24 protein-coding genes and 1 tRNA gene are annotated in these 17,310 nt (G+C 42.3%); 9 read left to right on the top strand and 16 right to left on the bottom strand.

What is annotated here, in order from left to right:
• The 10 genes from N482_RS15585 to N482_RS15540 form a co-directional block, all read right to left on the bottom strand.
• Complete coding sequence (locus N482_RS15585) at nucleotides 1–777, bottom strand: hypothetical protein (protein WP_063377904.1); 777 nt, start codon at nucleotides 775–777, stop codon at nucleotides 1–3.
• A 65-nt stretch (nucleotides 778–842) separates the two neighbouring features.
• Nucleotides 843–1,109: a hypothetical protein gene (locus N482_RS15580; RefSeq protein WP_063377903.1), complete on the bottom strand. Its 267-nt coding sequence runs from the start codon at nucleotides 1,107–1,109 to the stop codon at nucleotides 843–845.
• 9 nt (nucleotides 1,110–1,118) lie between these two features.
• Nucleotides 1,119–1,673 carry a phage tail protein gene (locus N482_RS15575; protein WP_063359592.1) on the bottom strand — a complete coding sequence of 185 codons (555 nt, stop codon included), beginning with the start codon at nucleotides 1,671–1,673 and terminating at the stop codon, nucleotides 1,119–1,121.
• A gap of 26 nt (nucleotides 1,674–1,699) precedes the next feature.
• Complete coding sequence (locus N482_RS15570; RefSeq protein WP_063377902.1) at nucleotides 1,700–2,710, bottom strand: phage tail protein I; 1,011 nt, start codon at nucleotides 2,708–2,710, stop codon at nucleotides 1,700–1,702.
• A gap of 2 nt (nucleotides 2,711–2,712) precedes the next feature.
• Nucleotides 2,713–3,549 (bottom strand): baseplate assembly protein, encoded by an 837-nt coding sequence (locus N482_RS15565; protein ID WP_063377901.1) that lies wholly within the window; start codon nucleotides 3,547–3,549, stop codon nucleotides 2,713–2,715.
• A gap of 119 nt (nucleotides 3,550–3,668) precedes the next feature.
• Nucleotides 3,669–3,917, bottom strand: coding sequence for a hypothetical protein (locus tag N482_RS15560; protein WP_142050168.1), 249 nt, complete (start codon nucleotides 3,915–3,917; stop codon nucleotides 3,669–3,671).
• Nucleotides 3,914–4,312 carry a 3TM-type holin gene (locus N482_RS15555; protein ID WP_063377900.1) on the bottom strand — a complete coding sequence of 133 codons (399 nt, stop codon included), beginning with the start codon at nucleotides 4,310–4,312 and terminating at the stop codon, nucleotides 3,914–3,916. The genes N482_RS15560 and N482_RS15555 overlap by 4 nt, the downstream gene beginning before the upstream one ends.
• Nucleotides 4,309–4,728: a glycoside hydrolase family protein gene (locus tag N482_RS15550; RefSeq protein ID WP_063377899.1), complete on the bottom strand. Its 420-nt coding sequence runs from the start codon at nucleotides 4,726–4,728 to the stop codon at nucleotides 4,309–4,311. The genes N482_RS15555 and N482_RS15550 overlap by 4 nt, the downstream gene beginning before the upstream one ends.
• A 13-nt stretch (nucleotides 4,729–4,741) precedes the next feature.
• Nucleotides 4,742–5,101 carry a hypothetical protein gene (locus N482_RS15545; RefSeq protein WP_063377898.1) on the bottom strand — a complete coding sequence of 120 codons (360 nt, stop codon included), beginning with the start codon at nucleotides 5,099–5,101 and terminating at the stop codon, nucleotides 4,742–4,744.
• Nucleotides 5,076–5,351, bottom strand: coding sequence for a helix-turn-helix domain-containing protein (locus N482_RS15540; protein ID WP_063377897.1), 276 nt, complete (start codon nucleotides 5,349–5,351; stop codon nucleotides 5,076–5,078). The genes N482_RS15545 and N482_RS15540 overlap by 26 nt, the downstream gene beginning before the upstream one ends.
• 571 nt (nucleotides 5,352–5,922) lie before the next feature.
• Between N482_RS15540 and ettA the strand changes: the two genes are divergently transcribed.
• From ettA to N482_RS15515, 5 genes are all read left to right on the top strand, one after another.
• Complete coding sequence (gene ettA, locus N482_RS15535) at nucleotides 5,923–7,587, top strand: energy-dependent translational throttle protein EttA (protein ID WP_063377896.1); 1,665 nt, start codon at nucleotides 5,923–5,925, stop codon at nucleotides 7,585–7,587.
• A 110-nt stretch (nucleotides 7,588–7,697) separates the two neighbouring features.
• Nucleotides 7,698–8,060 carry a PilZ domain-containing protein gene (locus N482_RS15530; RefSeq protein WP_063377895.1) on the top strand — a complete coding sequence of 121 codons (363 nt, stop codon included), beginning with the start codon at nucleotides 7,698–7,700 and terminating at the stop codon, nucleotides 8,058–8,060.
• Nucleotides 8,061–8,076: 16 nt separating this feature from the next.
• On the top strand, nucleotides 8,077–8,481 hold the full coding sequence (locus N482_RS15525) for a DUF350 domain-containing protein (RefSeq protein WP_063377894.1): 405 nt from the start codon (nucleotides 8,077–8,079) through the stop codon (nucleotides 8,479–8,481).
• A 9-nt stretch (nucleotides 8,482–8,490) separates the two neighbouring features.
• Entirely contained in the window at nucleotides 8,491–9,084 is a 594-nt protein-coding gene (locus tag N482_RS15520; RefSeq protein WP_063377893.1) for a DUF1190 domain-containing protein, read from the top strand.
• Nucleotides 9,085–9,143: 59 nt separating this feature from the next.
• Complete coding sequence (locus tag N482_RS15515; RefSeq protein ID WP_063377892.1) at nucleotides 9,144–10,313, top strand: glutathionylspermidine synthase family protein; 1,170 nt, start codon at nucleotides 9,144–9,146, stop codon at nucleotides 10,311–10,313.
• A gap of 48 nt (nucleotides 10,314–10,361) precedes the next feature.
• Here the strand turns inward: N482_RS15515 and N482_RS15510 are convergent, their stop codons facing one another.
• On the bottom strand, nucleotides 10,362–11,201 hold the full coding sequence (locus tag N482_RS15510; protein WP_063377891.1) for a CheR family methyltransferase: 840 nt from the start codon (nucleotides 11,199–11,201) through the stop codon (nucleotides 10,362–10,364).
• Nucleotides 11,202–11,218: 17 nt separating this feature from the next.
• A complete protein-coding gene (locus tag N482_RS15505) occupies nucleotides 11,219–12,151 on the bottom strand; it encodes a chemotaxis protein CheV (protein WP_063372352.1) in 933 nt (310 codons plus the stop codon).
• 140 nt (nucleotides 12,152–12,291) lie between these two features.
• Between N482_RS15505 and flgA the strand changes: the two genes are divergently transcribed.
• The 3 genes from flgA (at nucleotide 12,292) to flgN (ending at nucleotide 13,815) form a co-directional block, all read left to right on the top strand.
• Nucleotides 12,292–12,999, top strand: a complete 708-nt coding sequence (flgA, locus tag N482_RS15500; RefSeq protein ID WP_063377890.1) for a flagellar basal body P-ring formation chaperone FlgA — start codon at nucleotides 12,292–12,294, stop codon at nucleotides 12,997–12,999.
• A gap of 71 nt (nucleotides 13,000–13,070) precedes the next feature.
• Nucleotides 13,071–13,394 (top strand): flagellar biosynthesis anti-sigma factor FlgM, encoded by a 324-nt coding sequence (gene flgM / locus N482_RS15495; RefSeq protein WP_063377889.1) that lies wholly within the window; start codon nucleotides 13,071–13,073, stop codon nucleotides 13,392–13,394.
• Nucleotides 13,387–13,815, top strand: a complete 429-nt coding sequence (gene flgN, locus N482_RS15490) for a flagellar export chaperone FlgN (RefSeq protein WP_063377888.1) — start codon at nucleotides 13,387–13,389, stop codon at nucleotides 13,813–13,815. The genes flgM and flgN overlap by 8 nt, the downstream gene beginning before the upstream one ends.
• Nucleotides 13,816–13,903: 88 nt before the next feature.
• On the opposite strand, the gene N482_RS15485 is transcribed toward flgN, so the two are convergent.
• On the bottom strand, nucleotides 13,904–14,374 hold the full coding sequence (locus tag N482_RS15485; RefSeq protein ID WP_063377887.1) for an LPP20 family lipoprotein: 471 nt from the start codon (nucleotides 14,372–14,374) through the stop codon (nucleotides 13,904–13,906).
• 125 nt (nucleotides 14,375–14,499) lie between these two features.
• On the opposite strand from N482_RS15485, the gene N482_RS15480 reads away from it, so the two are divergent.
• The gene (locus N482_RS15480; RefSeq protein WP_063377886.1) at nucleotides 14,500–15,690 is read left to right on the top strand and encodes a flagellar assembly protein T N-terminal domain-containing protein; all 1,191 of its coding nucleotides are present in this window, start codon (nucleotides 14,500–14,502) and stop codon (nucleotides 15,688–15,690) included.
• Between the two features lie 24 nt (nucleotides 15,691–15,714).
• On the opposite strand, the gene N482_RS15475 is transcribed toward N482_RS15480, so the two are convergent.
• The 3 genes from N482_RS15475 to N482_RS15465 form a co-directional block, all read right to left on the bottom strand.
• A tRNA-Arg gene (locus N482_RS15475) sits at nucleotides 15,715–15,789 on the bottom strand.
• 213 nt (nucleotides 15,790–16,002) lie between these two features.
• Nucleotides 16,003–16,644: a FlgO family outer membrane protein gene (locus N482_RS15470; protein WP_063377885.1), complete on the bottom strand. Its 642-nt coding sequence runs from the start codon at nucleotides 16,642–16,644 to the stop codon at nucleotides 16,003–16,005.
• Nucleotides 16,645–16,649: 5 nt separating this feature from the next.
• Nucleotides 16,650–17,306 carry a FlgO family outer membrane protein gene (locus N482_RS15465; RefSeq protein ID WP_063377884.1) on the bottom strand — a complete coding sequence of 219 codons (657 nt, stop codon included), beginning with the start codon at nucleotides 17,304–17,306 and terminating at the stop codon, nucleotides 16,650–16,652.
• Nucleotides 17,307–17,310: the final 4 nt, after the last annotated feature.

The following is a 17,310-nucleotide window of genomic DNA, read 5'->3' as shown; positions in this document are numbered from 1 at the left end:
TTATGCAATCACATCATAGGCAGAGTCGCCAATATAGGCGAACTGACCCCAAGCTTTATCGATGGGTACATGACCCGTTACAACGGCTGGTAGTGCAACTTGAATCACCCCTTTTTGCTCTGCTGGTAAGTTTTTACCAGGCACATATGGATGGCAATGCGTATAGTGGTTTCTACTGCTGTGACCATATTGACCGCCACATACTTTTGCCGGTTCACCTGCTTTTAAGCCAGTACACCAAAACCCTGTTGGCACCACACCACGAATATGCTTAACGATGGCCCCAAAGGTAATATGTGTTGGTCTTCTTAAGTATTGATACATTAAATAAGCATCAACATGGCTGTTTTCACCGCCTTGGTTAGGTGCATATTCCAATTCCCAAATATTAAAGTTTTGTGCAAACCATTTGGTATCTGAATTAATCGCTTGTAAGAACTCTCTGGCAAGAGGTGTGCGTTGTGTAGCTTCTACACCCGTTTCCACTTTTTCTAATAAAGTAGCTTTAGTGACAAAACCGCTTGACCATGCCTCAGGGACGGTGCCAGCTTGGTTGGCAACCAAAGCCTGATTTTTGGTGATTCGAAAATGCGATTGACGCTCTTCATATGAATTTAGCAACGCATCTGCGCTGGCAAGGTGCGCGTCCACCTTTGTTTTTGTCTCGGCCACGGCCGAGCTCAATTTATTGGTGATCTTACTGATCTGATTATCAACTGTTGCCGTCAAACCTTCTGTGGCTTCAACAACGCGAGTTATATCCTGTTCTAATGACATTAAATATCTCCGCTATAAACAAAAAAGCCCACCATTCGGTGGGCAAAAGCACTATCAAAAATTAATTAGTCATGAAATTTAGGATAACGAGCCTGCACCGCTTTTCGGGAAAAAAGCCACGCCTGTTTCGCTTCATTTGCTTCCAAGCTTTGCTCGCCATATTCCGCTTTTGCAGCTAAATATTTAAACGCGAGGCCATCACTTTGTTGTTGATAACCTAAAATTCGAGCAGCTTGGCACTGAGCTTGCTGTTGCAAAACTTTAGCTTCTTGCATCAACTTCAGCGCTTCTTCTGCGAGCGTCTGTGCACGCAAGTTATCTTCTTTTTTCATAGACCTTCCTTACAAAATTCCTTTGTCAATCAATGCAAACTTTTGTTTTAAATGACGATACATATTCATAATTTGAGAGCGCGCCATTTTGGCAAGCTCTGGCGCGATTAAGATATTGAAATCTACGCCCTTGTCGATAATCGTAATCGCATCGCCCGGCACACCAGTCAAAGTCAAATCAAAAGCCAGCAGTAAATCTATGTCATTAGACTTATAAGCAATTGGCTCATTTGCCGAATAAACAGCAAATAATACGTGGCGAACTTGGCCATTAACTTCTTCTTCAGTATAAAAGCCAACCTCGTTGACAAAGAAGCCATCATCAGCAACTTTCGAGTCGTCTCGGACTGTCAAATGTAGCTGTTTTTGATCTTCAAAATACTCTGCATGGTCAATATCTAGGCGATACTTTTCATCTTTTAAATTCGTTGTATTTTCATCTACTTGATGAACTCCCGAACCTATTCCAATTTTTGTGATCTTAGCTTTGAAACCTTTTTGCTGTGCTCTGAACACAGCAGCAAGCCCCGCTGAGGTGATCACCGGCTGTAAAATCGTGCTCACTATTGCACTCCTTGTTTTCGAAATGTTTAAGTTGCAGAAACTGCATTTAGATACAAACGACGCACGGTCGTTTGCTTTGCGCTTTTCGACATAGCACCAGCCATCTGGCAGCTAAACTCAATAAAGCGCGAAGGCATTGTTTGTTCACTGCGAATGTATGTTCTTACAACCTGTCCTGAACCCGTTGACAGTGCGGCCCCAAAACCCAGTTTTGCGCGTGCACTCAAGCTGCGTACATTCGCGGTACTCACACGCTGGCGACTAATCAAAGGCACTTGTTTTCGAATGACAAGGGCGCACCCTGGCTGAGATTTAGCTGTGATAGCACGCTCAGATGAAGATGCTGCATAGTGGCGGGAAGCGGCTGTGCGATGCCCAGAAATGGCACCAGCGAGTGAGAGTGAATTACTGCCAGCACGACGCTTCTCATGCGGCATAACTTTGGCATAAACACGGCTGCTCGCAAATCCGTGTGCTGAACTGCCAGCGACGGCTTGCGAGGACATTTTCATGCCAACTAAAAAATCAAAATGTGCGCGCTGTGGTTTTGTCTGATTCGTCACTCTATAAATCGCATCATAAAGTTTTTGATCTAATACCACTGCGCGACTGGTATAGGGCATTTCGTTTGCCCAAGCAATAAACGTAAAGGTATGTGGCTCTCCACTATGATGCGGAGCCAGATATACGTCATCAATATCCTCAAACCATTCGAAAAACTCAATTTGTAAACCAAGAGACTGCAACGCGCGCTTAACAGCGCCCACAGTCCCTTTGTGTTTGTGGATAGAAACAGAATAGGCAATCATTGCTCGCTTGGTTTCGACCGACCAAGCTTCATCCCACTCATCAACAGACAGTGCCCAAGCAAGCCAAGGTAATAGTCCCTCGGGACAAGTCAAAGGATCCCATTGTGAACCTATGCTCTCGGGGATAACATGCTCAGTATTAAATTGAGGCCTATTCAGCGCCATACTGGGCTCTAAATCGCTTTCCAGTTGCGTTTTATTCACCGGTAATAATGAAGGTTTAGTCATATCTACGCCTCTTCTGGAAATACAAGATCAAGCGTTAAACGGAAAGCTTGGTTCACTTCTGGTTGAAGGTCTTCTGTTGGCGTCAATAGTTTTACTTTCCTCACACCTGGCTGATGAAGCGCATCAATAATACCTGAATGAGGTACTTCAGCACCAAGCTTAAAGTGGTTCAAAATGAAGGTGTCGAGCGCTTGCATTATCGCCAGCTCAACCTGAGCTTTATTTGCCCCGACATTCAAATAAACTTGCGCAGACAAAGGAACTAAGGTCGGCATGACCCAATTAACAACGACTTCATCGGTTATGGGTCTAATATCTTCATCATTGAGTTGTGCCGCTATTTTGCCTTTTACTTCATTTGCCTGAGTTTCGCTCATTGTGTCTAGCAAAGCATACACATTGACTCGGCCTGGTTGCTCTGAATCAACATATACATCATGTATGAGGTGGCTTGCTGAGAAAGTATGAAACTCATATGCTCCGCGAGTTCCAGCCATACTGTAACTCTCTAATGACATAGGGATACGCTGGCGATAACGTTCATCTTCTTCATCGTCATCTCGCCCAATACCAAACAATGCACCTAAGTGATCTAAATCATTTCCTCTGGCAAAAGCCAACATCACTGATTTGGCGGCATCGTTGATACGTTGTCGTAATAGCAACTCACGATAGGCTGCTATCTCCAATAACTTAATCGCGGGATCTGATGCTAACAAACTATAGTCTGGAATTTTCTCCAGTAATGCTTGCTCAATCTGTTGATAAATCTCCTCATAACTAAGCGCTTCAATAACCTGAGGAGGTGGTAATTTCGCTAATTCTATAGCAGTACTCAAAATTCGTCTCCTTGCTAAATTTTTTGCACACGAACGCACACTCGACCACTTGGCCTGAGCAAACTATCTTCAGTGCTTAATTACAAAGGTGGGTTAAACTACTGGCTTAGTAAGTAACGTTACAAGCCATTACGTTTGGCGCTTAACAGAGCATCAAGCTTTGCATCTATGGAGTCCAAACGTTTTTCTATGCGCTTTTGGTCTTCTTTACGAATTTGCTTTAAATGAGCCAACTCTTGCTTGTTGGACGTAATCCGCTTATCGAGATCATTTAAATACAAAATTCCTGAAACCACCAAAGCGATCGTTGTTAAAATATGGGCTAAATTTAACTCCTTTTTCATTTGCCAATTATCAGGCTGTCTCACTTAGCGACTCCTTTTATTTTTTCAATGGTTCGCAAACCTGCTAAACCCAACATGCCCAAAGTTAACTCAAGCATTACGTCTAGCGGCAATTCTGGTACTCCATGCTCTGGCAATAACCACTGCAATATAGGGTTGATTACAAAAGCAAATAAAAACCCAAAACCACATACCCACATCAAAAAAGGTCTGGCCCCTGCGACAAATACACTGCGATGACTGGCCTGAACCGAATTAATCTGTGCCTGTATTTCGCTTCGTTTTGTAAGCAGACGTGCTTTTAAGACTTGCTGCTCCAGTACTTCTTCTTCGCTGGTGTAAAGTTCATCGATAATGTTACCGACTACTTGTAGAGGCTCACGAACATTACCCATAAATAAGCTGGTAAACCAACTCATGATTGCCATTCTCCACTCAACATTTGCTGAGCTAATTCTTGTGCACGATTAGGGACCTGCCTCGCCCAGCGACTATCAAGCATTTCAAGTGCTGCCTCTTCGAACTGGCCCTGTTCAACATGTTCTAACATCCTTTTAAAGCCCATGACGCCTTGCAAACCAATGTTAAAAGCCATATTGGTTAGCACTGCAAGCCTTGCTTCATTGCAATGACTCACGTTAATGCGTCGCTTTACACCGGCCAACGCATTCTGTACATCTTGTGCTAATAAGTACTCAGCTTCCTCTTGGTCGACGCCTTTGCCATCTAGGTTTCTACCATAACCAATGGTGAGTTTGCCTCCTGTACAATAATAGGGATAACGCCGGTACCCCTCATGCTTTTTTATTTGCTCAACTGTGTTCATAATCGACATTTATTTTCCTATTCTAATAACTAAGCTCCAGCATTAACGCTCTTTCAGCTTTGATTAGCCAAAACTCCGCCGAACGTTTGGTATCAAAGCCAAGCATTTTTGCTGCTTGAGTAAGATCCATATCCAACAAATATTTGGCCCGTATTGCACGTATACACTCTGGTCGCAGCTTAGCTATTAACTGCCCGATTAATTCAATTTCTTCGGGGACGCTCATCATATCGCTAGAAAAATAGTTGCTTCGTCCACCGCCTGCTTGTTCAGTTACGGCTTGACGGCTAAACCCTTTACCAAGCTCACGTTGACGCCAAAACTTACCCCAGCGTCTAAGTGCATTTCTAATGTGTTTAATTGTTATCTGAGTTGTTATCATTTAGCTTTCCTATTACTTCTAAAATATCTAATGAGTAAACATCTTCTACCAAGCCAACTACGTCGTTCCATTTGGGGCTGTACTCCTTGTTTTCCCAACGCCTCAATGTACGCTCTTCAATACCGTAGCTTGCTGCTGACTCTGCTTGAGTGTATCCACGTAAACGTCTTGCAAAACGGAGTATCTCTGCTCCAAGCGGAGCTCTTCTATTTTTAAAAATCCTTTTTGATGAGTAACTTAACTGCGTCATAGCTTTCCTTATCGAGTTTTCCAGATGAGCTTATACTTATTTTTATTGCTGCTTAATTGATATTTTCCGTCTAAGAAGGTTCGCAAATAACCTCGTAATTGAGGCTATAAAAAATGTATTCTGATTAAGATGATGAGGTTTTTAAATTATTAAGGTACGTTGAATCACGAGGCGGCTTACCACTCCCCCTGCGCTTTTTAAATAAATTTGCAGAAGAGTTCCTTCTATAGAGTGTAACAACTTTATTTCATAGCTTTGCTGAGCATAGGTATATAATACCGCTTTCCCGGAATTAAAACAGGTCAAAAATGCCCTAAGAACAAGGGAGTAAGATAAATTAGGGTTTGGGAAGTCAAATTAAGCCCAAAGCTAAACAGTTACAAATAGCTGCATGAAAATTCTAATTCCCGCTACAACTCTTTCTAATAAAGGAACGCGTTTTGTACAAATAGTACACAGCCACACTTGTAAAAGCGGCACCAGTGGGTCACGATATCTCCCTTGCTACGTTGAATGCTTATTAAGTTGTAACTACAATAGCGGAAATTAAAAAATTAGTTGGACTATATAGATGGCTCAATATATTTATACTATGTCGCGGGTGAGCAAGGTTGTTCCACCTAAGCGCACAATTCTAAAAGATATCTCTTTGTGTTTTTTCCCAGGTGCAAAAATAGGCGTACTTGGTTTAAACGGTGCAGGTAAATCTACTTTACTCCGTATTATGGCTGGTGTTGACACTGAGTTTGAAGGTGAAGCACGCCCTCAGCCAGGTACTAAAATTGGCTATTTACCTCAAGAACCTGTACTAGACGAAAGTAAAACTGTTCGAGAAACCATTGAAGAGGCTGTCAGCGAAGTTAAAACAGCGCTAACTCGCCTAGATGAAGTATATACAGAATATGCAATGGATGGTGCAGACTTTGACGCTTTAGCTAAAGAACAAGGTGAACTCGAAGCGATTATTCAAGCACATGACGGCCACAATCTAGATAATGCACTAGAGCGTGCTGCTGATGCACTGCGTTTGCCAGAGTGGGATGCGAAAATTGAGCATCTATCAGGGGGTGAGAGACGACGTGTTGCGATATGTCGCTTATTGCTTGAAAAGCCAGACATGCTACTACTAGATGAGCCAACAAACCACTTAGACGCAGAATCTGTGGCTTGGTTAGAGCGCTTTTTACATGATTACGAAGGTACCGTTGTTGCGATTACCCACGACCGTTACTTCCTAGACAACGTCGCTGGCTGGATCCTAGAACTTGACCGAGGCCATGGTATTCCATGGGAAGGTAATTACACATCTTGGCTAGAGCAGAAAGACGCACGACTTAAGCAAGAAGAAAAGTCAGAAAAAGCACGTCAAAAGTCAATTGAGAAAGAGCTTGAGTGGGTGCGTTCAAACCCCAAAGGTCGCCAAGCAAAATCAAAAGCTCGTATGGCGCAATTTACTGAACTTCAACAATCTGATTACCAAAAGCGTAATGAAACCAATGAACTCTTTATCCCACCAGGCCCTCGCTTGGGAGATCAGGTGATTGAAGTGACTAACCTCAATAAAGGGTTTGGCGGTCGTGTATTGATTGACGATTTGAGCTTCTCAATGCCAAAAGGCGCCATCGTAGGTATCATCGGCGCCAACGGTGCTGGTAAATCAACACTATTTAGAATGTTAAGTGGTGAGGAGCAACCAGATAGCGGTGAAATCAAAGTTGGTGAAACTGTAGAGCTGGCGACTGTCGAGCAGTTTCGTGACAACATGGATGACAGCAATACTGTTTTCCAAGAGATTTCTAACGGACAAGACATTCTTAAAATTGGCAGCTTCGAAATCCCTAGCCGTGCTTATGTTGGCCGCTTTAACTTTAAAGGCAATGACCAGCAAAAATTTGTCAAAGAGCTTTCGGGTGGTGAGCGCAACCGTCTGCATTTAGCTAAACTGCTTAAAGCGGGTGGTAACGTAATCCTACTGGATGAGCCAACCAATGACCTAGATGTAGAAACATTACGTGCACTTGAGAATGCAATTTTAGAGTTTCCTGGTTGTGTTATGTGTATTTCGCACGACCGTTGGTTCCTTGACCGTATCGCGACGCATATTTTAGATTACCGTGACGAAGGTCAAATTAACTTCTTTGACGGTAACTATACTGAGTACGAAGAGTGGCTGAAGAAAACGTACGGCGCTGAAGCGGCAGAACCTAAACGTATCAAATACAAAAAGATTGGCTAATTAATACCAAACTAAAGTTGAAGCCCTGAACCTGTTCAGGGCTTTTTTATATCTGGTTAGTCTGTAAAAAAATGACTAAACTTTAGATAACGAAATGACGAGATCCTCTTATGAAAGAACGCAGAAAGTTTTCCCGAGTCCTATTCTCAAATCAAGCCTCATTAATGACGACAACTGGGGACTATAATTGCGAAATTATTGACTTGTCATTAAATGGTGCACTGATCACCTTACCAATTGGGTTAACTCCACTCAAAGGACAACCCGCTAGTCTAAAGTTCAACTTGCCCGGTAGCGACGTAGAAATATGTATGGAGGTAGAAATTCGACACATCGAAGAAGCACACCTTGGTTTGCACTGTGCACAAATCGACTTAGACAGCGTAACTCATTTAAAACGATTAATTGAATTAAACATAGGTGATGATGATATACTCCACCGTGAGTTAGAAAATTTAACACTTCACGAATAATGTAAAAGGACGCTTGATGTTACTGGAATCTCTGCAAGGATTTATTCCTTTTATCGCCTATTTCGCTCTGGGTTACCTACTCATTCTAACCTTTTTATTTGTCTACACTAAGGTTACACCACATTGTGAGTGGCAGTTAGTCAAAGATAATAACCCATCGGCAGCTGCGGCTTTTTGCGGCACGCTAATCGGGTTTACTCTCCCTGTAGCCAGTGCTGCTGTTAACGCCGTCTCATTAATTGATTTCGCATTATGGGGCGTTATTGCAGGCATAATGCAGTTAGTGACGTTCTTTTTAGTGCGTTTATATATGCCGTTACTTTCGCAAAAAATTGAAAGCAACCACATTGGCGCGGGTCTATTTTTGGGTGGTGCTTCACTGGCAACAGGAATACTAAATGCTGCCTGCATGACATATTAAGGAGTCGATATGAAACGCAGCAAGCATGTTAAGCTAACCTTAATGATGGGTGCCAGTGCAAGTCTTGTAGGATGTGGCGATAGTGATGAGTCAGCATTGCTGTTTAAAAACATTGATGATTGTACCTCCTTTGGTGTTGAAGAGGACGCCTGTCAATTTCAGTATGAACAAGCACAAAATAGGCATCTCTCTGAAGCGCCCAAATATGCCACAGAACAGCTTTGTGAAGGCGATTTTGGCTATGAACAATGTGATAACAACGGCGGAATATGGCGGCCGTTAATGGCAGGGTTTATGGTCGCGGCGATAGCTGAGGCCGTTGATGAAGGCCTTGATGCCATGAAAAAACGCAAGCGAAAACAAGCGGCATTTTTAAGTGGTAAATACTATTCAGGTGCAAAGCCCTTATACCGTAGTAAGGACGACTACTTCAAGTATCGCAATGCTCAAAATGCTATTGTTGCTAGCACAAGCGCAGCAGGAACAACCAAAGTAAGCTCTTCTGCCATCAATTACAGGGCGAAACCAAACAAAGTGGTCACGAGAACCAAAAGTCGAGGAGGCTTTGGTCGCAGCGCCAGCAGTCGAAGTTGGGGTGGGTAACCCCTTCTTTATTTTACTTTTAGAGAAAACAAAACCTGAAGTCTGACGGCACTATTCAAATGATAAAAGTTCCCATAAATGAACGTCCAAACTGGCGGGCACAAGCCCAAGAAATTGGGTTTAGATTTCATACCATGCACGGACAACCCTACTGGGATGAGCGAGCTTACTATCAATTTTCACTCAAGCAGATCGAACAAGGTATAGAAGCCCCTACCGCTGAACTACATCAAATGTTATTGCACATTGTAGACAAGGTTTGTAATGATGATGCCTTGATGCAGCGTTTCGCTATCCCTGAGCCTTTTTGGCATATTATAAGGCGCTCTTGGCTAAGGCGAGATCCTCATTTGTATGGTCGCTTTGATCTCTGTTATGACGGTCGTCACAACGCCAAACTACTTGAGGCCAATTACGATACGCCCACCTCTTTATTCGAGTCAGCATATTGGCAGTGGATATGGCTTGAACAACAAGTCGATGCGGGATTACTGCCTAGACAAACAGATCAATTCAATAGCATACAAGAGCAGTTGATTGCTCGTTTTCGACATTTACACAAACTCAATCGCTCTAAGAGCTTACATTTTAGCTGCTGTAAGGACACTGCCGAGGACAAGGGGACCATTGATTATTTAAAAAGCTGTGCCATTGAGGCGGGTATTCGGAGTAAGTTTGTTTATATCGAAGATATTGGAATAGATAATCATCGCCAGTTTACTGATTTAGACGACACTTCAATTAGTTGGTGTTTTAAATTGTACCCATGGGAGTTTATGTTTGAGGACGAGTATGCACACGCCTTGATTGACACTACAACAACTTGGTTAGAGCCATCTTGGAAAGCGCTACTATCGAATAAAGCAATATTGCCACTGCTGTGGCAGCATTTCCCAAACCACCCTAACTTATTACCAGCGTATTTTTCCGACCAAAAACATCAATTACCAAATCATCAAGGTATAGTTAAAAAGCCAATTTTTTCTCGAGAAGGCGCGAACATTGAAATCCGTAAAAATAACAAAATAGTTGCGCAATCTTTAGGGGGTTATGGCGAAGAGGGATATGTTTATCAAGCATATAGCCCACTACCTAAATTTGAAGACGAGTATCTCGTGGTCGGCAGCTGGGTGGTAGGAGACGAGCCCGCAGGAATAGGGTTAAGAGCAGACAAAAGCTTAATAACACAAGATTTAAGCCGTTTTATTCCACACATTATTTTAGGTTAGTCAGCACTGCTAAAATAAAAAAGCAGCTCTTCTGCTGCTTTTTTATGGTTAAGATTTTTTCTGATAAATAATGCCGGGGTTGCACCTCAGCATTTCAAAATCGTCACTTAAACCGGCCATAGACTCTGACGCCCCCAAAAATAGATATCCATTTGGGTTTAGCGCTTGAGCAAACTGCGAAATAATTTTCGCTTTCACTTCTGGCGAGAAGTAGATAAGCACATTGCGACAAAAAATCACGTCAAACTTACCCAATAGTGCGTATGAATCAAGCAAGTTTAAATGTCTGAAATTCACCATTTTACGAATAGGGTCGACAACTTTTGCCATGCCATTGCCACTATCCATAAAGAATTTTTTACGCCTTTCTGGCGATAAACCACGCGCAAGTGCAAGTGCAAGTGCATCATATTCAGCATTCTTACACATATCGAGCATTGTATTAGAAATATCTGTCCCCACAACTTGTGCACCCATTTTTAGTGCGCCTGGGTTTTGGGACTGATATTCACTTGTCGACATCGCTATTGAATACGGTTCCTGACCCGAAGAACTAGCCGCTGACCATATCTTTACTGGACGACGCAAGTCTTTAAATTCAGGGTAAATTTTCTTTTTTAGCAATTCGAACGGATATTGATCACGAAACCATAACGTTTCATTCGTTGTCATTGCATCAACAACTGCGGCTCGCAGCTGGCGCTCATGTGGGCTCAGAGTTTTGCTCACCAATGAAGAAAGAGAATCCACATTGAATCGAGACATCAAAGGCGCAAGCCGACTCTTCACCAAATATAGCTTGTTATCACCAAGCACTATCCCGCACTGCTGTTCTAAAAAAGTGCGAAATTGATCGTACTCGCTTTGCTCAAGATGTTTATTTTCCAAAGTTATACCGCCACTTATTAATCACAATGAACCCATTTCTTCACAGCAGACGCCAGTTCATCAGGGTTAAATTTAGCGATAAAGTCGTCTGCACCGACTTTTTCAATCATAGCCTGATTAAACACACCACTGAGAGAAGTATGTAATATAACATGTAAAGGTGCTAATTTTGGATCGGCTTTAATTTCCGCTGTTAGGGTATACCCATCCATTTCTGGCATTTCAACGTCAGAAATCAAAAGCCCAACACGCTCAGTGATGTCATTTTGACAGTCTACTTCGGCGATCTCTTTTAATCGTATGAGTGCCTCTTTACCATTTTTGGCCAACTCTGTTTGCACTCCGAGCGGTTCAAGCGCTCGTTTGACTTGGTTTCTAGCTACAGCAGAGTCGTCTGCAATGAATACAATACGCTCGCCGAGGTCTTTTTGCATCTCTCCATCAGCAACAATGTCTTCGCTGACTTCTGTGTTAATTGGGCAAATCTCATTTAAGATTTTCTCAACATCGAGTATCTCTACTAATTCTTCTTCGATTTCTGTCACAGCGGTCACATAAGAGTAACGGCCCGCGCCAGATGGTGGAGGCATAATGCGCTCCCAATTCATATTTACAATGCGCTCTACCGCGCCCACCAAGAAGCCCTGAACTGAGCGGTTATATTCAGCAATGATGACAAAGCAATTTTTAATATCTTCGATTGGCGGCCCGCCGACAGCGAGAGACATATCTATAACTGAGATAGTTTGCCCACGGATGTGCGCAACCCCTCTTACATACGAATTAGATTTTGGCATAGCCGTAAGAGGTGGACATTGGAGCACTTCTCTTACTTTAAAAACATTGATACCGAAGCGTTGGCGACCTTTCAAACGAAAGAGTAATAGTTCAAGTCGGTTTTGACCCACCAACTGAGTTCGTTGGTTAACTGAGTCTAAAATACCTGCCATTTCATTCTCCTACTCAAAATACAGCTTATCGGAACAATGTTTGCTTGTTAATTAGCATTCAAAGTTGCACTTGAAGCGGTGAAGCAATTCACGCAAAATCTTTATACCTTGTTTCACCCCATAAGCATAGTCGAAACATCATGAGTTTGTTAAAAAATACAGTTGCAGTTCAATTCTTTCTTATTTTGGCATATTTTTTAGCCATGTCATCCGCTTATGCTCAGACCTATCAGTCAGAGCAAATTCAGGAACTCGCAATAAAGTATGTAGAAAAACATGCTATTCAAGAGTCTAAGGGAGAAACTAATATCAGCGCACTCCCCCTTGACTCTCGTCTTCCTAATAGGCAGTGCGCACTCCCCCTAAAAGTATCAAGCAAAACACGCCCACCATTTACGCGCCAAGTTACGGTACAAGTCCGTTGTGATAGTAGAGAGAAATGGGTACAATTTGTGCATGTGAGAATTGAAGTGTTGTTTCCTGTTATAGTCAGTTCACAGCGGTTGGACAAAGGTGTTGTGCTACAAGCGGAAGATCTCAAAATTGCGATGCGACCAAAACACTTTGTGCGTGCATCGAATATTGACGACATTTCAATGTTGATTGGCAGTAAAACAAAACGGCGCATTCAAGCTGATAAATCAATTAACATGAGGCACATATGCATGGTCTGTAAGGGAGATACTGTTATAATTTTGGCTGGTAACGAACACTTCGCCATCAAAACACAAGGAATAGCCCTGCAAGACGGCAACTTAGGTGAACAGATCCGAGTTAAAAACACAAAATCAGGAAAAACTATACGAGCACGTGTAAAAGATGTTGATTCCGTAGCGGTCAATATTTAAAATTTTTGCTAAAGTAAATAAAGGAACGGTCGATATAAAGACTGAATCAACTTTTTTAATGGGTCAGAATCATGGTTAATAACATTAACGGTCAGAATCAGCCGAACAATGTTGCTAATAATGTTAAGCAACAACGTGCTGAATTGCAAAGAAATGATGCAAATAATCCTGCAACTAAACCTGCAGCCCAGCAGAAAGCAGCAGCAGATTCTGTAAGCTTGACGCCTCAAGCGCAACAACTTAAAGGCTTGCAAGAAAAAGCACAGCAAGCTCCAGCATTCGACAGTAAAAAGGTCGAAGAGCTGAAAAAAGCCATTGCTGAAGGCAAATATCAAGTCGATGCAGAAAAATTAGCCAAAAATATAGCCGCATTTGAATTTGATTTATATGGATAATACAACTGAGCTGTGTATACAGCAATTAAATGCTCAAATCGCCTCGTTAGAAGCTTTGACCCAGCTTCTTGATGAGGAGTTGACTATTCTTAGCTCAAGAAACGGTGATAGTTTAAAAGAAATTGCTCGGCAAAAGATTACCTACCTCAATACGATTCAAAAAACTGATAAAAGTTTGTCTTCATTTCCAGCTGAACTATTCAAAGACCCAGATGTAGTTCCGCTTACAGAAGAAATCAACACGCTATTGTATAAATGTAAAAATCAAAACGAAGTTAACGCCAAAGCCGCTCATTTGGCCAATATGACAGTCCGAGAATTGAAAGAAATTCTAATAGGAACACCAACTTCAACTACATACACAGAGGAAGGTAGTGTGGTTGAAAATGTCAGTGAGCTTGTAAAAAACTTAAAAGCTTAGCGATAAAAACACACACACAAATCATACTGAAAGCACGCCTATTACCTAGCGTGCTTTTTTGTGCCGATAGATAACCTCTTGGCAAAGGTTAGTAATACGTTACTCGCTGGATTTTCTTGGGTTTAACTTGGCCTATGTAAAGATCGTAGACAGTCTTCATATCCAACTCTAGTTCTGTCGTATAAATGTCCCCGACCGCGTAAGATTTCAATACCCTAGCCCCACGGATCACCCCTTGTACTTGGCTTCTCAAGCCATCATTTTGGGCGATAACCCCCTTTACGGTTGTCGATGCATTGAGCTGGTGGCCATACACCTGCTCTGCAAGCTCTCGGTAAGCCTCTAACTTAGATACCTTAATAGCCATCAACATTTTCTCACTGTCAGTTGCCCCAGGCTGTGCATCAAGCGGCGCATAACCAATTGCTTTTAAAACGGGGTAGCTATCAGGCTGTACATAACTATACTCTACATGTTTGTCGATAATTGAACTACACCCAGTGAGGCCAAGTACAAAACTTGCAGCAAGTACTTTGCCGATTTGATAAAACTTTCGCATTTGCTACCGACTCCTAATAAAACCAATTAACGTCCACTAATGCTTATGCACAAATTGAGCCAACACTATTGGCATAAGACTTGCGTTAACAACGTTAGATAGATTTTTGATATGGTAATTGCTCAATGAAAAAATTAAGTTGTCTAGCGCTTGTTACAGGTGCACTTAGTCTTCCTTGTAAAGCTGAGTGGTTTGAAGTTACGGGTTATGCAAATGCCTACACCTCTGACAGAGCAGCCGCCAGACAAGAAGCTGTACAAGATGCTATAACACAAGCATTGATATTCTCTGGCGCAACCGTATCTAGTGTGCAGACCTTAGCTGACGGCGTGTTGGCGCAAGATCATATCAAAATCAAAAGTCATGGAGAGATCCAAGAGATTAATCTCGTATCAGAAAACACCAAAAATGGGGTCATGAGTGTGACTCTACATTTGGATATTTTTCCAAAACAACAAAAATGCCCTGAAGAGTCATTCAGTAAACAAATTACCGTCACTCAAAGTCAGCTTATTCAACCTCACCAAGCTCGGTTAGGTCAAATTTTTGACATCCATAAGTCTTCAAGCGAGCGTTTGTATCAAACACTTATGCAAAGAAATATGACGGTAAAGCCCATCCCCTTCATAGATAAAAGCCTCAATGTTAGAGCGTTTTTTTCGCAAAACTTTGATTATGACAAGCAGCTAATCGAAAGCTTAACAGCCACGAGCAATAGTCAATATGTTTTACTCAGCCAGATCACTGATCTTGCTAGTTCACAGCAACTCAACAGCGATTATGCATTTTGGCAAGACGACGAGTTTGTGCGCAGCTTCAAAATCGATTTTGTTGCGTTTGATGCCCTCACCAAAGACAAGGTGTGGCAACAACACTACAGTGTGACAGGTATTTGGCCATTCGAGAAAACTAAAATCATCGATGTCTACAGTGATACTTTCTGGCATACTGACTATGGCAAGCGTATCCAAAGTGTATTCAATAGCCTAGCTCAAGATTTAGACCAAGCTTTTGCGTGCATGCCCACCAGAGGTAAAATCCTCCACAAAGACCAAGATCAGCTTGTGATAAACCTTGGCAGAGCGCACGGCATTAAGGAAGGACAGGTCCTGAGTGTCGCACATCGTAGTGACGTGGCAGGAAAAAGAAACCAGTTTTTCTCACGTAGTATTCAAACAATAAACCGAGTTAAAGTAACACAGGTCAATACGCAAAATGCCATTGCGCAAAATATACAAAACCGCCCAATGAACAATATTCAGGTCAATGACATCGTCGAGTTAATTATTACTCCGCCGGAAGACTTTGCCTTGTAGTTTGGTTGGCAATATCGTTTTGAATGGCGTCCCCGGTAGGAATCGAACCTACATCAAAGCCTTAGGAGGGCCTCGTTTTATCCATTAAACTACGGAGACTAGTTGAACTGCCTTTGTCTTAATATATAACAACTTAAGAGACTAAAACACAAGCATATTTTATTTCACCTTGTATCCCTGTATATCGCAAACACAATTCATGAAAGAGAGAAGCAAGGTGCTAAATCTAAGCCTTTTTAGCCTTAGCTTGAAGCAAAAATGTTGGGGGTAAACGGTGCTCACCCACAATAGTTAGTGAACACCAAATCTGGATTAGTATGTTGAAGTCGCGTGAGGACTAAGAATAAAGTAAGGGATCATCACATTACTACTAGCAACGACTAAGCGATTATCAAAATCTAGAAGTCGTGTATTGACCTCAACGCCTTTGTCTCGGTAAACCATAGTACCGGTTAATACGTGACTGGGGGCTGGCTTTTTAGGTAATTGTTTGGCATTCCTCGACAAAATAAAGTCACCATTGGCAGTAACTGCAATCCCTCGGTGGGATTTAAAATCGAGTGCAGGATAACCCATTTTTTGAAACTGATGGATCATCGACTCTGCTAGCTGATTGCCAAGCTGATTACTGCGACGTAGGCTACTATCAAAGCTTACAAAACTCGTAATCGCCACCGCACTAGGTGAAATGCCAGACAATGAGTCAGATAGCTCCAACGCGATTTGGCCAGCATAGTTTGATATTTGCTTATTGTGTGTGTAGCTGATAAAACCACGATCTTTATACTCAATATCTGATATTGTATCAAGCTCACGTGAAAGCTGCGTTAATTGCCGTGCCTGTTGCGTCACACTAGACTCAACTTGCTGCTTCGGCACAATTTGCGTATGTGTTGACGATTCACATCCACTCAGTACAGCAAGGCAACTAAAAATTAAGCCACATCGTTTCATAGTCATTACCTACTCGCTCGCTCTAACCGAATACCATCATGGCCAATACCGTCTCTTAGAGCGTTAACAACCGCTTGAGGTAAAAAGCCTTGTGCGGTTCCAACCACAGCCTTACTCTTAACACCGACAATCCGTGCATTGACCAAGACGCCGCCCTGATGGTTAGCCAACGTGCCCGCGAGCACATAATTGAACGTATGCTCATCAGATAACTCTAAGAAGTCTCGACTAAAAATAAAGTCCCCTTCTTTGGTCACGCGCATAAAGTCTGTCGTTTTAAAATCGACAACAGGCACCCCAAAGTTATGAAGCTCATGTATAAAGCTCTCCGAAAGTTGGTTACCCAATAAAGACCCATAGTTATAATCTTCATCTAGGAATACGAAAGTAGCCACAGCAATGGGTGTACGATCATTCACGTAACGCAAGTTACCGATCATATCTTGCATTAAGTTCTGCACATAGTGGGTGACATTACGACTCGCCATTTGCTGCGAAACTGTCATACCATGCATGCCGCTGGGATGAGCCTGAAATTGGCTCTCAGGTGTGGCAAAAGCGTTTTTCTCAACCACAATGGCACTGCGGTTACTGCGGTCATCTTCGGTAAGCATGCAACCAAACAAAAGCGGTAAAATAAGCCCGAATGCGTACTGTTTCATATTT

This window comes from Pseudoalteromonas luteoviolacea NCIMB 1942, assembly GCF_001625595.1.
Lineage (GTDB): Bacteria > Pseudomonadota > Gammaproteobacteria > Enterobacterales > Alteromonadaceae > Pseudoalteromonas > Pseudoalteromonas luteoviolacea_A.
Note: the sequence above shows the minus strand (reverse complement) of the source record. Positions and strands in the feature narration are given on the sequence as shown.

Excerpts from the sequence above, each read along its gene's own strand:
- N482_RS15470 (WP_063377885.1), bottom strand. The coding sequence starts at position 16,644 with ATGAAACGATGTGGCTTAATTTTTAGTTGCCTTGCTGTACTGAGTGGA.
- flgN (WP_063377888.1), top strand. The coding sequence starts at position 13,387 with ATGGATAATACAACTGAGCTGTGTATACAGCAATTAAATGCTCAAATC.
- N482_RS15580 (WP_063377903.1), bottom strand. The coding sequence starts at position 1,109 with ATGAAAAAAGAAGATAACTTGCGTGCACAGACGCTCGCAGAAGAAGCG.
- N482_RS15485 (WP_063377887.1), bottom strand. The coding sequence starts at position 14,374 with ATGCGAAAGTTTTATCAAATCGGCAAAGTACTTGCTGCAAGTTTTGTA.
- N482_RS15465 (WP_063377884.1), bottom strand. The coding sequence starts at position 17,306 with ATGAAACAGTACGCATTCGGGCTTATTTTACCGCTTTTGTTTGGTTGC.
- N482_RS15570 (WP_063377902.1), bottom strand. The coding sequence starts at position 2,710 with ATGACTAAACCTTCATTATTACCGGTGAATAAAACGCAACTGGAAAGC.
- N482_RS15515 (WP_063377892.1), top strand. The coding sequence starts at position 9,144 with ATGATAAAAGTTCCCATAAATGAACGTCCAAACTGGCGGGCACAAGCC.
- N482_RS15530 (WP_063377895.1), top strand. The coding sequence starts at position 7,698 with ATGAAAGAACGCAGAAAGTTTTCCCGAGTCCTATTCTCAAATCAAGCC.
- N482_RS15525 (WP_063377894.1), top strand. The coding sequence starts at position 8,077 with ATGTTACTGGAATCTCTGCAAGGATTTATTCCTTTTATCGCCTATTTC.
- flgA (WP_063377890.1), top strand. The coding sequence starts at position 12,292 with ATGAGTTTGTTAAAAAATACAGTTGCAGTTCAATTCTTTCTTATTTTG.
- N482_RS15540 (WP_063377897.1), bottom strand. The coding sequence starts at position 5,351 with ATGACGCAGTTAAGTTACTCATCAAAAAGGATTTTTAAAAATAGAAGA.
- flgM (WP_063377889.1), top strand. The coding sequence starts at position 13,071 with ATGGTTAATAACATTAACGGTCAGAATCAGCCGAACAATGTTGCTAAT.
- N482_RS15545 (WP_063377898.1), bottom strand. The coding sequence starts at position 5,101 with ATGATAACAACTCAGATAACAATTAAACACATTAGAAATGCACTTAGA.
- N482_RS15550 (WP_063377899.1), bottom strand. The coding sequence starts at position 4,728 with ATGTCGATTATGAACACAGTTGAGCAAATAAAAAAGCATGAGGGGTAC.
- N482_RS15585 (WP_063377904.1), bottom strand. The coding sequence starts at position 777 with ATGTCATTAGAACAGGATATAACTCGCGTTGTTGAAGCCACAGAAGGT.
- N482_RS15505 (WP_063372352.1), bottom strand. The coding sequence starts at position 12,151 with ATGGCAGGTATTTTAGACTCAGTTAACCAACGAACTCAGTTGGTGGGT.
- N482_RS15555 (WP_063377900.1), bottom strand. The coding sequence starts at position 4,312 with ATGAGTTGGTTTACCAGCTTATTTATGGGTAATGTTCGTGAGCCTCTA.
- ettA (WP_063377896.1), top strand. The coding sequence starts at position 5,923 with ATGGCTCAATATATTTATACTATGTCGCGGGTGAGCAAGGTTGTTCCA.
- N482_RS15480 (WP_063377886.1), top strand. The coding sequence starts at position 14,500 with ATGAAAAAATTAAGTTGTCTAGCGCTTGTTACAGGTGCACTTAGTCTT.
- N482_RS15520 (WP_063377893.1), top strand. The coding sequence starts at position 8,491 with ATGAAACGCAGCAAGCATGTTAAGCTAACCTTAATGATGGGTGCCAGT.